At 71.2% G+C, this 13597-nt stretch carries 14 protein-coding genes and 1 pseudogene; 4 read left to right on the top strand and 11 right to left on the bottom strand.

The window, feature by feature from the left end; genetic code table 11:
- Window positions 1-249 (top strand): annotated as a pseudogene (locus ACZ4MF_RS39360) (IS701 family transposase); the annotation flags it as partial.
- A 178-nt stretch (window positions 250-427) separates the two neighbouring features.
- Here the strand turns inward: ACZ4MF_RS39360 and mnmA are convergent.
- The 4 genes from mnmA to ACZ4MF_RS39340 form a co-directional block, all read right to left on the bottom strand.
- Window positions 428-1552: a tRNA 2-thiouridine(34) synthase MnmA gene (mnmA, locus tag ACZ4MF_RS39355; protein WP_467497866.1), complete on the bottom strand. Its 1125-nt coding sequence runs from the start codon at window positions 1550-1552 to the stop codon at window positions 428-430.
- Window positions 1553-1907: 355 nt separating this feature from the next.
- Window positions 1908-3077 (bottom strand): cysteine desulfurase family protein, encoded by a 1170-nt coding sequence (locus tag ACZ4MF_RS39350; protein ID WP_467497864.1) that lies wholly within the window; start codon window positions 3075-3077, stop codon window positions 1908-1910.
- A 127-nt stretch (window positions 3078-3204) separates the two neighbouring features.
- Entirely contained in the window at window positions 3205-3483 is a 279-nt protein-coding gene (locus ACZ4MF_RS39345) for a DUF4190 domain-containing protein (protein ID WP_467497862.1), read from the bottom strand.
- A 33-nt stretch (window positions 3484-3516) separates the two neighbouring features.
- Complete coding sequence (locus ACZ4MF_RS39340) at window positions 3517-3684, bottom strand: hypothetical protein (RefSeq protein WP_177239734.1); 168 nt, start codon at window positions 3682-3684, stop codon at window positions 3517-3519.
- A gap of 167 nt (window positions 3685-3851) precedes the next feature.
- Here ACZ4MF_RS39340 and ACZ4MF_RS39335 point away from each other — a divergent pair, with 167 nt between their 5' ends.
- Entirely contained in the window at window positions 3852-4478 is a 627-nt protein-coding gene (locus tag ACZ4MF_RS39335; protein ID WP_467497860.1) for a TetR family transcriptional regulator, read from the top strand.
- A 71-nt stretch (window positions 4479-4549) separates the two neighbouring features.
- Here the strand turns inward: ACZ4MF_RS39335 and ACZ4MF_RS39330 are convergent, their stop codons facing one another.
- Entirely contained in the window at window positions 4550-4957 is a 408-nt protein-coding gene (locus tag ACZ4MF_RS39330) for a hypothetical protein (RefSeq protein WP_467497858.1), read from the bottom strand.
- 105 nt (window positions 4958-5062) lie between these two features.
- Complete coding sequence (locus tag ACZ4MF_RS39325; protein WP_467497856.1) at window positions 5063-6028, bottom strand: helix-turn-helix transcriptional regulator; 966 nt, start codon at window positions 6026-6028, stop codon at window positions 5063-5065.
- 132 nt (window positions 6029-6160) lie between these two features.
- Between ACZ4MF_RS39325 and ACZ4MF_RS39320 the strand changes: the two genes are divergently transcribed.
- Entirely contained in the window at window positions 6161-6784 is a 624-nt protein-coding gene (locus tag ACZ4MF_RS39320) for a TIGR03086 family metal-binding protein (RefSeq protein WP_467497854.1), read from the top strand.
- A gap of 361 nt (window positions 6785-7145) precedes the next feature.
- Here ACZ4MF_RS39320 and ACZ4MF_RS39315 read toward each other — a convergent pair whose 3' ends face one another.
- Window positions 7146-8012, bottom strand: a complete 867-nt coding sequence (locus ACZ4MF_RS39315; RefSeq protein ID WP_467497852.1) for a thioesterase family protein — start codon at window positions 8010-8012, stop codon at window positions 7146-7148.
- Window positions 8013-8172: 160 nt separating this feature from the next.
- Between ACZ4MF_RS39315 and ACZ4MF_RS39310 the strand changes: the two genes are divergently transcribed.
- A complete protein-coding gene (locus ACZ4MF_RS39310; protein WP_467497850.1) occupies window positions 8173-9423 on the top strand; it encodes an alpha/beta hydrolase in 1251 nt (416 codons plus the stop codon).
- On the opposite strand, the gene ACZ4MF_RS39305 is transcribed toward ACZ4MF_RS39310, so the two are convergent.
- The 4 genes from ACZ4MF_RS39305 to ACZ4MF_RS39290 form a co-directional block, all read right to left on the bottom strand.
- A complete protein-coding gene (locus ACZ4MF_RS39305) occupies window positions 9332-9991 on the bottom strand; it encodes a trimeric intracellular cation channel family protein (protein WP_467497848.1) in 660 nt (219 codons plus the stop codon). The two genes, ACZ4MF_RS39310 and ACZ4MF_RS39305, sit on opposite strands and share 92 nt — an antisense overlap.
- A gap of 90 nt (window positions 9992-10081) precedes the next feature.
- Entirely contained in the window at window positions 10082-11428 is a 1347-nt protein-coding gene (locus tag ACZ4MF_RS39300) for an ABC transporter ATP-binding protein (protein WP_467497846.1), read from the bottom strand.
- On the bottom strand, window positions 11425-12522 hold the full coding sequence (locus tag ACZ4MF_RS39295; protein WP_467497844.1) for an ABC transporter ATP-binding protein: 1098 nt from the start codon (window positions 12520-12522) through the stop codon (window positions 11425-11427). Before ACZ4MF_RS39295 ends, ACZ4MF_RS39300 begins: the two co-directional genes overlap by 4 nt.
- A complete protein-coding gene (locus ACZ4MF_RS39290; protein WP_356034562.1) occupies window positions 12519-13517 on the bottom strand; it encodes an ABC transporter permease in 999 nt (332 codons plus the stop codon). Before ACZ4MF_RS39290 ends, ACZ4MF_RS39295 begins: the two co-directional genes overlap by 4 nt.
- Between the last annotated feature and the right edge of the window lie 80 nt (window positions 13518-13597).

The following is a 13597-nucleotide window of genomic DNA, read 5'->3' as shown; positions in this document are numbered from 1 at the left end:
CTGAAAGACCTGGTCAAAGTCGCCGCAGCGAGGTGGGCGGTGGAGGAGTGCTTCCAGACCGCCAAGGGAGAGTGCGGCCTGGACCACTACCAGGTCCGGCTCTACCGGGCCTGGTACCGGCACATCACCCTGTCGATGGCCGCGCTCGCCTACCTGACCGCAGTCCGCGCACAAGAGGCCGCAAAAGGGGCAACGCAGAAGACGAGCAGAACCTCATACCCCTCAGCGTCCCGGAGATCCGCCGGTTGATCGGGCACATCGTCATCACGCCTCGCCACCACACCAACGAACACCATCTCCGCTGGTCACACTTCCGTAGACACAGCCAGGCACGAGCCCGCCGCTCCCACTACAAACGTCGAGGGCACAACCCCCAGATGCGGTTGCAGTACTAGGCCCCCCGGGCCGGCCCCGTAGTACCGGAGAGCTACAGCGCGGCAGCCGTCGCGCGCGTGGTCGTCGCGATCGTCGCCGAGCCCACCACCCGCGTGCCGTCGTACAGGACGATCGCCTGGCCGGGGGCGACGCCGCGGACCGGCTCGGTGAAGGTCACGCGCAGCTCGCCGTCGACCGGCTCGGCGGTGGCCTCGGTCTCGCCGCCGTGCGCGCGCAGCTGGGCGGTGTAGGTGCCGGAGCCGGCGGGGGCGGTGCCGCACCAGCGGGGCTTGATCGCGGTCAGGCCCACCACGTCCAGGGCGGCGGCCGGCCCGACGGTGACCGTGTTGGTCACCGGGGAGATGTCGAGGACGTAGCGCGGCTTGCCGTCGGGGGCGGGCGTGCCGATCCTGAGGCCCTTGCGCTGACCGATGGTGAAGCCGTACGCCCCGTCGTGGGTGCCCAGCCGGGTGCCGGACTCGTCGACGATGTCGCCCTCGGCCTTGCCGAGCCGCCCGGCGAGGAAGCCCTGGGTGTCGCCGTCGGCGATGAAGCAGATGTCGTGCGAGTCGGGCTTCTTGGCGACGGCGAGGCCCCGGCGCTCGGCCTCGGCGCGGATCTCGTCCTTGGTGGTGACCGTGTCGCCGAGCGGGAACAGGGCGTGGGCGAGCTGCTTCTCGTCCAGCACACCGAGGACGTACGACTGGTCCTTGGCCATGTCGGAGGCGCGGTGCAGCTCGCGGGAGCCGTCCTCGCGCACGATCACCTTGGCGTAGTGGCCCGTGCACACCGCGTCGAAGCCCAGCGCGAGCGCCTTGTCGAGCAGCGCGGCGAACTTGATCTTCTCGTTGCAGCGCAGGCAGGGGTTGGGGGTGCGGCCGGCCTCGTACTCGGCGATGAAGTCCTCGACCACGTCCTCGCGGAAGCGGTCGGCGAGGTCCCAGACGTAGAACGGGATGCCGATGACGTCGGCCGCGCGGCGGGCGTCACGTGAGTCCTCGATGGTGCAACAGCCCCGCGCGCCGGTGCGGAAGGACTGCGGGTTCGCGGAGAGCGCGAGGTGGACGCCGGTGACGTCGTGCCCGGCTTCCGCGGCGCGCGCGGCGGCGACGGCGGAGTCGACTCCGCCGGACATGGCGGCGAGGACACGGAGGGGGCGCTGCGGGGTCTCAGTCATAGCCCTTCCAGGGTACGGGCCCCGGGAGGCGGCTCCGTAAAAAATCAAGGCCCAGACCCCTTGCGTGCCATTCAGACCGATTTATCCTGGAAATAGACCTACGAGACGAGTGAGGGAGTCCAAGCGGAGTAGCCGACTTCAGCGAGAGATACAGGATCTCCCTTCACCGAGAGGTACGAGATCTCCGCTGGTGCCGACGTCGACGCTCGGGCTGAGAGGCCGGAAGGTCGCAAGGACTGGACCGGAAGGCGACCCCCAGCTACCTGATCCGGACAATACCGGCGAAGGGAACCCGCCTCGTAGGTCGCGTCATGCAGCGGTGCCGCTCCACAGCGTGGAGCGGCACCGGCGCGTCTCAGCTCAGGCCCGCGGCGCGCGCCCGTTCCACCGCCGGGCCGATCGCCTTGGCCACCGCCTTCACGTCCGCCTCGGTCGAGGTGTGCCCGAGGGAGAAGCGCAGGGTGCCGCGGGCCAGCTCCGGGTCGGTGCCGGTGGCCAGGAGCACATGGCTGGGCTGGGCGACGCCCGCGGTGCAGGCGGAGCCGGTGGAGCACTCGATGCCCTGGGCGTCCAGCAGGAGCAGCAGGGAGTCGCCCTCGCAGCCGGGGAACGTGAAGTGGGCGTTGGCCGGAAGTCGCCCCTCAGAGTCCGGGTCGCCGCCGAGGATCGCGTCCGGTACGGCGTCGCGCACGGCCTCGATCAACCGGTCGCGCAGCATGCCGACTTCGCGGGCGAAGCCCTCGCGCCGCTCGGCGGCGAGCCGGCCCGCGACGGCGAAGGAGGCGATGACGGGGACGTCGAGGGTGCCGGAGCGGACGTGCCGCTCCTGGCCGCCGCCGTGCAGGACGGGGACGGGGCTGTACTCGCGGCCGAGCAGCAGCGCGCCGATGCCGTACGGGCCGCCGATCTTGTGGCCGGACACGGTCATCGCGGCGAGGCCGGAGGCGGCGAAGTCCAGCGGGACCTGGCCGAAGGCCTGGACCGCGTCGGAGTGCAGCGGGATGCCGAACTCGGCGCTGACGTCGGCGAGTTCACGGATCGGCAGGAGCGTGCCGATCTCGTTGTTGGCCCACATCACCGTCACCAGGGCGACGTCGTCGGGGTTGCGGGCGATGGCCTCGCGCAGCGCCTCGGGGTGGACGCGGCCGTAGGAGTCGACGGGCAGGTACTCGACCGTCGCGCCCTCGTGTTCGCCGAGCCAGTGCACGGCGTCGAGGACGGCGTGGTGCTCGACAGGGCTGGACAGCACCCGGGTGCGGGCCGGGTCGGCGGCGCGGCGGGACCAGTACAGGCCCTTGACGGCGAGGTTGTCCGCCTCGGTGCCGCCCGAGGTGAAGACGACCTCGCTGGGGCGGGCGCCCAGTGCTTCCGCGAGGGTTTCGCGGGACTCCTCGACGGTACGGCGGGCCCGGCGGCCGGCCGCGTGCAGGGAAGAGGCGTTGCCCGTGATGCTCAGCTGGGCGGTGAGTGCCTCTGCCGCCTCCGAGAGCATGGGGGTTGTCGCGGCGTGGTCGAGGTAAGCCATGGTGCCCTGATTCTACGGGGCCTCCTCGGTCCGTCTCGGCCGCGGATGCGCCAAGCTGCGCGCTCACCCCGACTCGGCGGTGAGGCGCCCGGCGCGGCCGGGCCGTACCCCCTGCGCACTCCGGGCCCTACAGGCTCCAGGACACCGTGTGACTCAGCTGCATCGACAGGACCAGGACCGCCAGGTCCGCGACGCCCAGGGCGAGGCCCAGCCAGGCGCGGCCGCGGCGGACGGTGCCCCGCCACAGGGAGACCACGGCCAGGGCGATGGCGATCGGGCCGAGGAAGATGTTGAGGACGAGCAGGCCGAGCAGGCCGAGGATGAAGGACGCCACGGCCATGCCGTCGGCGTCGCGCGGTCCCTGCCGGGTGTCGGTGCCGCTCGTGACCGGTGCGGTGAGTTGCATGATGCTCAAGCTCCAGGAAGTCGTGGCGGACGGTCAGTTGGCCTGCGTGCCGCGTCGGCGGCCGATGCGCTCGCGGATCGCGAAGACGCCGAGCCAGACGGCGATGACGGCGGCGATGAGGGCGGTGACGGTCAGCGGTGCGTGGGCGACGGTGCCCAGCACGACGCCGAAGAGCATGAGTGCGGCGACGAGGAACAACATGGGATCAGATCCCCCCTCCGAGAGGCCTCGCACCGGCCCGGTCCGGGCCGGCGTCGGGGCCGGTGTGAAGTTTGGGTGAACAGTTGTAGTAACAGTTGTTCACTGACTTAGAGTCTAGCGCCTTCCGCGGCTTTCCAATTCCAGAGAACAGTTGTTAACTGGATGACATGAGTCACACCCTCGGCATCCGGCAGGCGCAGAAACAGAAGACCCGGCAGGCGTTCCTCGACGCCGCGCTCGCGCTGCTGGAGGAGCAGAGCCTGAGCAGCCTGGGTCTGCGCGAGGTCACCCGTGCCGTCGGTGTCGCCCCGACCGCCTTCTACCGGCACTTCCGCTCGACCGCCGACCTCGGGGTGGCGCTGGTCGACGAGGCGCTGGGCAGCCTGCACCCGATGGTGCGGACGACGGTGTCGACGGCGGGCGGCAGCGAGGAGCGCATCACCCGCGCCATCGAGCTGATCTCGCACCACGTGGACACCCACCCCGCGCACGTCCGCTTCATCGCGCGCGAGCGGCACGGCGGGGTCCAGCCGGTGCGGGAGGCCATCCGGGCCCAGCTGGAGCGGTTCGCCGAGGAGGTCAAGACCGAGCTGGCCAAGGACCCGGAGGCCGCGGGCTGGAACGACGACGACCTGCTGATGCTCGCACACCTCTACGTCGACCAGATGCTCATCACCGCCTCCCTGTTCCTGGAGGCGCAGGAGGCTCCGGCCCAGCAGCGGGAGCGGGTCACCCAGCTCGCCAGGCGCCAGCTGCGGCTCATCACCGTCGGCCGCAGCCACTGGCTCGACTGAGCGGACGCACACGAACGGCGGGGGCGGCACGCTCGACGCGTACCGCCCCCGCCGTCGTACGGCCGTCAGCCCTACTGGGCCCGGCCCCCGCTCCGCCCGCCGCCCGGGCCACCGCCGCAGCCGCCCTGCCCGCCGGGTCCGCCGCTCGGTCCGCCCGAGGCGGCACCCGTCGGCTTCCCGGTCGGCTTCCCGGTCGGCACTGCGGACGGCATCCCCGACGGCGTGCCGGTCGGCTTCGCCGTGGACGCCCCCTCGGGCAGGCCGGACGGAGCCCCGCTCGGCCGGCGGGAGCCGCCGGCGCCGGGCATCCCGGACGGCGCCGTACAGGCCTGCTGCCCGCCGGAGTTGCCACCGCCGGAGGACGACGAGGAGGACGCGGACGACGCGGAGGACGACGAGTCGCCCGGGCCGCACGCGGCCGGCGGCAGCGGGGAGAGCACCGGCAGGGCGACGGCGGGGGCGAGACGCGCACGCTTCATGGGGACCGGCTCCGGTGAGGATGGGGATTTCCTGAGAGCCGCACTCAACCAACGCTGCCTTGGCGGCACTTGGGCCCCTCCTGTCCGCCGGCTGTCAATCCCGGGTCAGCGGCCCGGCTGGTACAGGGCCGCGACACGGCGGGCACCGGCCAGCAGCTCAGCGCGTGCCTCGGGCGGGTCGAGGACCTCCACCTGGTCGGAGAAGGCGAGGAGTTGGCGCACCGCGCGGAGCACCGGGTACCTGAGCCGGACGGTGACCCACTCCCCCGTGCCGTCGTCGTCGGGCACGGCGGTCAGCTCGGCGGCCGCCACCCGCCGGAACAGATCCAGCCGGGCCCGCCGGACCCGTGCGGTGACCTCGATCCCGCCGTCCCGCTCCTCCACCTGGCGGCGCAACACCTCCCAGACGTCGGCGAGTTCGACTCCGGCGCGGCGCCGCACGGGGTCGTCGAGGAGCCGGGCCGAGCGCACCCGGTCGGCCCGGAACAGCCGCGGGCGGCCGCGCCGGTCGGCGACCAGGTACCAGACCCCGGCCTTGGCGACCAGTCCGTACGGGTCCACGGTGTACGTCCGCGGTTCCCGCTCCCCGCTGTGCCGGTAGCGCAGACGCAGGCGCCGGTCGGAGAAGACCGCGTCCTGGAGGGCCGCGAGGTCCTCCGCCTGCCGGGGGCCGCCGCGCCAACGGGTGGCGTCGACCAGGATGCGCCGGCTGGTCACCTCGGCGGCGGGCCGGTGCGGCGCCGGGAGCGCGGCCATCACCTTGCGCAGGGCCGAGCCGAGGGCCGCGTCGAGGCCGAGCGCGGCGTGGGTGCCCTGGGCGGCGAGGACGAACAGGGCGCGGGACTCGTCGGCGGTCAGTCCGGTGACGTCGGTGCGGAATCCGGGGAGGAGTTCGATGCCGCCGTGCCGGCCGCGCTCGGCGTACACCGGGACGCCGGAGGCGGACAGCGCCTCGATGTCGCGGTAGACGGTGCGGACCGACACCTCCAGCCGGCCGGCGAGTTCGCGCGCGGGGACCCGGCCCCGGGTCTGGAGGAGCAACAGGATCGACAGCAGCCGGTCGGACTTCACGCGCTCAGCGTGCAGCGCGATCAGGCCGCGCGCAAATGTTGACGGCTTCTGTCAAGTTATCGGAGGAGGCTCGGTTCACCGAACGGCACGCAGCCGCACCGACCGCGGCACCCCGAGGAAGAGGAACGCCCCATGGCCAGCACCGGCTTCACCGACCCCCGCCCCGTCTACGTCCGCGCCACCGAACAGGCGGCCGCGCTGATCGGGTCCGTACGGCCCGCCGACCTGGCCCGCCCGACGCCGTGCAGCGAGTACGACGTACGCGCCCTGCTCGGCCACGTCGTCGGCGGCACCCTGCGCCTCGCGGTGGTCGGCGAGGGCGGCGACGGGCTCGCCGTCGTCCCGGCCCTGGAGGGTGTCGAGGACGACGGCTGGGCGGCGGCCTACGACGAGGTCAGGACCCGCGCGCTCAAGGCCTGGGAGAGCGACGAGCGGATGACGACGCCCGCGCGCGTGCCCTGGGGCGAGGTCCCGGGTCACGCGGCGCTCTCGGGCTACGTGATGGAGATCGTCACCCACACCTGGGACCTCGCCGAGGGCCTCGGCCGACCCTGTGAACTCGACCCGGATTTGGCCGAGTTCGCTCTCGCCATCGCCCGCGCGGTGCTGCCCGACTCCCGCCCCCGCGACGTCGCGTCCCCCGACGCCGCCGACCGCAAGCCCGCCTTCCACCCCCGCCGCCCGGCCCCCGGCAACGCCGACCCCTACGAGCAACTGGCGGCCTGGCTCGGCCGCGAGCCCCTCGTCCGCGCCTGACACACCGCGGACCACGCTTCACCGCGCACCAGGAACGCCACCGGGCGGACGGAGCACCGCAGCGCGGGCGGGAGTCCGCCGGGCGAGCCGGAGTCCGACTGGCGGTGGGGGTGCGCCGGTGCCGCGTGCGCCGACCGGAGGCGGCAGGCCGGGGGCGGCACCGCGAGCCGCAACCCGCCTGACCGGCAGGGCGCACATCCGCCGGAAGCCGACAGCCCGGACCGGCGGCAGGCCACTCGGGCAGGCCTGCCGCCGCGCGGGGCCGCTCCCCGCGCGCCCGGAGCGCCGCCGGGCCGGTGGCAGGTCCGTCGGGTGGGTCTGGTGCCGTGGGTGAGGGGGTCCGGTGGGGTGACTGTGGGGGTCAGGGCAGACGGACGCGGGCGAGTTGGCGGGACTGGGCGACCAGGCGGTCGTCGGTGTCCCAGACCTCGGCGTCCTCCTCCAGGAAGCCGCCGGCCAGGTTGCGGGTGGTGATGGAGATCCGCAGCGGGCCGGGGGCCGGGCGGTGGCGCACATGGACCGTGAGTTCCACCGTGGGGACCCAGCCCTTCAGGCCGATCTCGAAGGCGGTGGGCGGCAGCGCGTCCACCGCGAGCAGCAGCGAGAGGGGGTCCGCGTCGCGGCCGTCGGCCAAGCCGAACCAGGCGCGCATCTCCCCCTTGCCGGAGGGGGCGCCCAGGGCCCAGCCGAGGGTCGACGGGTCCAGCTTGAGCATCAGCCGGTCGGCGATCGCCGAGCTGCCCTCGACGGGGGCCGGTCCGTCCTCGGCGCCGAAGCACTGCTCCAGCGGCGGGATGGCGGGCGGCGTCGCCGTCGTACGGACGTCGTCCGGGAGGTCGGCGAGGTCGCCGTAGGAGGCGAGGACGCGGATGCGTTCGACCTCGTCGCCGTTGTCGTCGTACTGGTAGAGGGAGGCCTGGCCGGTGGAGAGCGTGCGGCCGGTGCGGACCGTCTCGGTGCGGACGACCGCCGGGCCGGGGCGCGAGGCGGTCAGGTAGTGCGCGGTGATGGTGAAGGGGTCCGGGTGCGGCAGGGTGTCGGCGAGGGCCCGGCCGAGCACGGCCAGCAGGTAGCCGCCGTTGACGGCGCTGATGATGGTCCAGCCGGCCGAGAGGTCGATGTCGTAGACCCCGGGCGCGCGCCGGGTGACGGCGGTGTCGCGGTCGAACTCGCCGGCGCCGATCACGGCCGGTGCCGGTGCGGCGGGTGCGGAGGCTCCTTCTGGCATGGGTGAACGGTACAACAGAAAATTACTAAGCGGTAGCTTTCTCAGGGAGGCGGGACACAGCTGTTTCCCTGTCGGCCATCCGGGTGAGCTTCCGGCAATTTCTCGGTAAGCGCCCGGAGACGTCCAGAACCCCAGGCCCCTGATTCCCCTCTATGGGGACATGAGCCTCACCGGGACTCCGTTCCTCTACACGACCATCGTGCTGGCCGTGGTTGCACTGATACTGCCGCTCGCCTTCTGGTCGCGGGTGCGCGGGCCCAAGGCCCTGCGCACCGCGGCCCGCGTACTGATGCTGCTCTTCGCCCAGGGCACCGCCATCACCCTCGTCTTCGTGTTGGTCAACAACTCCAACAACCTCTACGACAACTGGGCCGACCTGCTCGGCACGGGCAACCATGTACAGCAGGCCGCGAACCTCGGCGCCGACGGCACCGGCGGCATCGCGTACAAGAAGCTGCCCAAGGTGCAGCAGAAGTTCACCCAGGCCGACGGTCCCGGCATGCACGCGGCCGGCGGGGTCAAGGTCACCCAGCTCAAGGGCCGGGTGTCGGGGGTGAGCGCCGAGGTCTACGTCTGGCTGCCGCCGCAGTACGACGATCCGGCCTACAAGGACAAGAAGTTCCCGGTCGTCGAGCTGCTGTCGGGCTACCCGGGCTCGGCGAAGGCCTGGTTCGGGTCCATGAAGGCGCACGAGCAGCTGGAACCGCTCATGAAGAGCGGCCAGGTCGCCCCGTTCATCCTGGTGGCCCCGCGCACGAACCTGATCGCCAAGATCGACACCGGCTGTGCCAACATCCCCGGCACGGTGAACGCGGACACCTGGCTGAGCATCGACGTACCGAAGATGATCACGGACAACTTCCGCGCCCAGTCCGCGCCGGACGGCTGGGCCGCGGCCGGCTACTCGGCCGGCGCCCACTGCGCGGCCAAGCTGGCCGTCGCCCACCCCGACCGCTACCGGGCCGCCGTCAGCCTCTCCGGCTACAACGACCCGATCGGTGAGCGCAACTCGCTGGCCGCGGGGAGCGAAGAGCTGCGGCGGGCCAACAACCCCTACTACCTCTTGAAGAACTACCGCACCCCGCCGAAGATCGCCCTCTACATCTCCGGCGAGAACGGCGACGGCTACCAGGCCGGTGTGGCACTGGAGCAGATCGCGAAGCCGCCGACGTACGTGAAGGTGGTGTTCCTGCCGCGCAGCATGGGCGGGCACTCGATGGCGCTGTGGCGGCCGCAGGTGCCGACGGTATTCGAGTGGCTGACCGCGGAGCTGACGGGGCAGAGCAGCACCCCCCGGCACACCCGCACGCCGAGCCCGCTCAGTCCTCTGACACCGTCGAGCGGCGGTTCCAGGCGCGCGGAGCTCGCCAGTGGTAGCGCATCGCGAGCAGGCGGAGCACGAAAGCCGTGACGACCGCGAGCCCGCTGGTGTACGGATTCAGCACGCCGTAGCGGATGCACAGCACCACCATCGTGGCGCCGACGATCGCTGGGACCGCGTAGAGGTCGCGGTCCCAGCGCAGCAGCGACGGCACCTCGTTGGCCAGCACGTCCCGCAGGACGCCGCCGCCGACGGCGGTCGCGAGGCCCAGCGTCGCCGACGCGGTCAGGCCGAGGCCGTGGCTGTACGCCTTCGTCGTACCGCTGACACAGAACAGGCCGAGGCCGGCCGCGTCGAAGACGAGCACCGCCCGCTGGATCCGCTCCACGTGCGGATGCAGGAAGAAGACGACGAGCGCGGCGAGCAGCGGGGTGACGAAGTACCCGAGGTCGGTGAAGGCGGCCGGGGGTACGGCCCCGATGATCAGGTCGCGGAACAGTCCCCCGCCGAGCGCGGTGACCTCGGCGAGGACGCCGATGCCGAACACGTCGAAGTTCTTCCGGACGGCCAGCAACGCGCCGGAGATCGCGAACACGAAGATGCCGATGACGTCCAGCGTGTGCTGGACCGAGGGACTGAAGAGAGGCTGGAGCTGCACCCCGACATTCTCGCCTGTCGGGGCGCGTGAACCTTACAAAGAAAGGCTCACAGGGTGACATCCCTGTGAGCCTTTCTTACTGAGGTGTCCTTACTTGCCGGTCGAGCCGCCCTCGGTCGACTCCTCGGTCGTCTCGTCGGCCGACTCCTCGGCCGACTCCTCGGCCGTCTCCTCGGTCGACGTCTCGCTCGGCTCCTCCGCCTGCTCCTCGCTCGACTCCCGCGACTCGGTGGTCCCGGTCTCCTCGGAGCCCACCTCGCCCTCGGCGACCGCCGTGGCCAGCGCCTCCGAGGTCTGGGCCGACTCGGCCAGCACCTCGTCGGCGACCAGCTCGGCGGCCTCCTTCGCGGCCGTCAGCAGGACGGTGTCCTGCGGTGCCTGGTCCTCGAAGTTCTCGGGGTGGTGGCAGGCGACGCGCTGGCCCGGGCGCAGCTCCACGAGCTGGGGCTCGGTCGTCCTGCAGATCTCCGTGGCCTTCCAGCACCGGGTGTGGAACCGGCAGCCGCTCGGCGGGGAGATCGGCGAGGGGACGTCGCCCTTGAGCAGGATGCGCTCGCTCTTGGCGTTCCTCCGCTTCGGGTCCGGGATCGGCACCGCGGACATGAGCGCCTTGGTGTACGGGTGCATCGGCGTCTTGTACAGCAGGTCCCGGTCGGCGAGTTCGACGATCTTGCCGAGGTACATCACCGCGATCCGGTCCGAGACGTGCCGGACGACCGAGAGGTCGTGCGCGATGATCACGTACGTCAGGCCCAGTTCCTCCTGGAGGTCGTCCATGAGGTTCACGACCTGGGCCTGGATCGACACGTCCAGCGCGGAGACCGGCTCGTCGGCGACGACCAGCTTCGGCTTCAGGGCGAGCGCGCGGGCGATGCCGATGCGCTGGCGCTGACCGCCGGAGAACTCGTGCGGGTAGCGGTTGTAGTGCTCGGGGTTGAGGCCGACCACCGACAGCAGCCGCTGCACCTCCTTCTTGATCCCGCCCTCCGGCTCGACACCCTGGAGCCGGAACGGGGCTCCGACGATGGTGCCGATGGTGTGGCGCGGGTTCAGCGACGAGTACGGGTCCTGGAAGATCATCTGCACGTCGCGGCGCATCGGGCGCATGCCCGCGACACCGAGGTGCGTGATGTCCTTGCCCTCGAACTCGACTTTTCCGGCGGTCGGTTCGAGCAGCCGGGTGATCAGGCGGCCCATGGTGGACTTGCCGCAGCCCGACTCGCCCACCACGCCGAGGGTCTCCCCGGCGCGGACCTCGAAGTCGATGCCGTCGACGGCGCGCACGGCACCGACCTGCCGCTGGAGCAGCCCCTGCTTGATGGGGAAGTGCTTCTGCAGCCCGGTCACCTTCAGCAGGGTCTCGCCGGGTGCGGCGTCCTTGCCGAGGGTGGCCGCACCGGCAGCCTTCACCTCTTTGTCCTCTGCGTTCTCACTCACAGCTTCGGCGCAATCTCTTCGGTCCAGATCCGTTCCCGCTGCTCCTGCGACATATGGCAGGCGGCCCAGTGCTTGCTCCCGACCTCGGTCAGCTCGGGGCGGACCGTGCGGGTCACGTTGTCCTTCGGGACGTCGGCGTACGGGCAGCGCGGGTTGAAGGCGCAGCCGGACGGGATGTTGATCAGCGAGGGCGGGGAGCCCTTGACCGGGATGAGACGCTCCTGCTGGTCGCGGTCCAGACGCGGCATCGAACCGAGCAGACCCCAGGTGTAGGGGTGGCGGGGCTCGTAGAACACCTTCTCGGCCGGACCGCGCTCCACGCAGCGGCCGCCGTACATCACCAGGATGTCGTCGGCCAGTTCGGCGACGACGCCCAGGTCGTGGGTGATGATGATGACCGCGGAGCCGAACTCCTTCTGCAGATCGCGGATCAGGTCCAGGATCTGCGCCTGGACCGTCACGTCGAGCGCGGTGGTCGGTTCGTCCGCGATGAGCAGCTCGGGGTTGTTCACCAGCGACATGGCGATCATGGCGCGCTGGCGCATACCGCCGGAGAACTCGTGCGGGTAGCTGTCCACCCGCTTGTCCGGCTGCGGGATGCCCACCCGGTCGAGCATCTCGACCGCGCGCTTCTTCGCGGTCTTCTTGTCGACGTCGTGGTGGATCCGGTACGCCTCCACGATCTGCGCGCCGATCGTGTAGTACGGGTGCAGCGCCGACAGCGGATCCTGGAAGATCATCGCCATGTCGCGGCCGCGCAGCTTGCGCACGTGGTCGGGGTCGGCGGACAGCAGCTCGGTGCCGTTCAGCCAGATCTCGCCGGAGATCTGCGCCTTGCGCTTGCCGTACTGGCCGGCGGTGTGCAGGCCCATGATGCCGAGCGAGGTCACGGACTTGCCGGAGCCCGACTCGCCCACGATGCCGAGGGTCTTGCCCTTCTCCAGCTGGAAGCTGAGGCCGTCGACGGACTTCACCAGACCGTCGTCGGTCGGGAAGTGCACCTTCAGGTCGCGCACTTCGAGGAAGGAGGTCGGCGCGGGCGAGGCCTCCGTGGGCTCGCCCACGGCTGCTCCGGTCTTGCTGAGTTCGGTCATGCGAGCCTCACTCGGGGGTCGATCACGGCGTACAGCACATCGACCGCGAGGTTGGCGATGAGCACCGCGAGGGAGGTGATCAGGGTGACGCCCAGGATGATCGGCAGATCCTGGTTCTTGATGGCGGTCAGCACGGCCTGGCCGAGGCCGGGGATGCTGAACGTGGTCTCGGTGAGGATCGCGCCGCCGATCAGGGCGCCCAGGTCCATGCCGAGCATGGTCAGGATCGGGGTCATCGTCGAGCGCATGGCGTGCTTGCCGATGACGACCTGCTCCTTGAGGCCCTTGGCGCGGGCGGTGCGGATGTAGTCCTCACCGAGGATCTCCAGCATGGTGGCCCTGGTGATACGGGCGTACATCGCCGCGTACAGGAAGGCGAGGGTGATCCAGGGCAGGATCATGCCGCCCAGCCAGCCGGAGAAGCTGTCGCTGATCGAGACGTACTGGCCGTTGATCCAGTTCAGTCCGTAGCTGAAGATCGCCAGCGAGAGCAGACCCGTGAAGTAGATCGGCAGCGAGACACCGCTGAGGGCGACGACCATCGCGCCGCGGTCCCACAGGCTGCCCCGCTTGAGGGCGGAGAGCACACCCGCGGCGACACCGAAGACCAGCCACAGCACGGCGGCACCGAGCGCGAGACCCAGGGTCACCGGGAAGCGGTCGGTCAGCACCGGCCAGACGGCCTGCTCACTGCGGAAGGAGTAGCCGAAGCACGGCGCGGCACAGTGGGTGACATCGCCGCCGGCCGCGTAGGTGCGGCCCACGAATATGCCCTTGAAGAAGTGCCAGACCTGCGAGTAGATCGGATCGCTCAGACCCAGCTTCTCGCGCACCGCCTCGACGGCGTGCGGGTCCGCCTGCTTGCCCACGAAGCTCGTGGCGATGTCCACGCCCGCCCACTTGGGGACGAGGAAGAAGATGCTGAAGACCACCAGGATGATGACCACCAGCATCACTACGGCGGCGAACAGCCGCCTGATGAGGTAAGCGAGCACAGCTAACGGCCCGCCGCGGACCGCGGGCCCCCGGAGATCTTCCGGAGGGCCCGCGGCTCGCCGCGCCGGCCTTCACCTGC

This window comes from Streptomyces sp. NPDC025793 (assembly GCF_055558375.1).
This window is presented reverse-complemented; position numbering and strand designations above follow the sequence as displayed.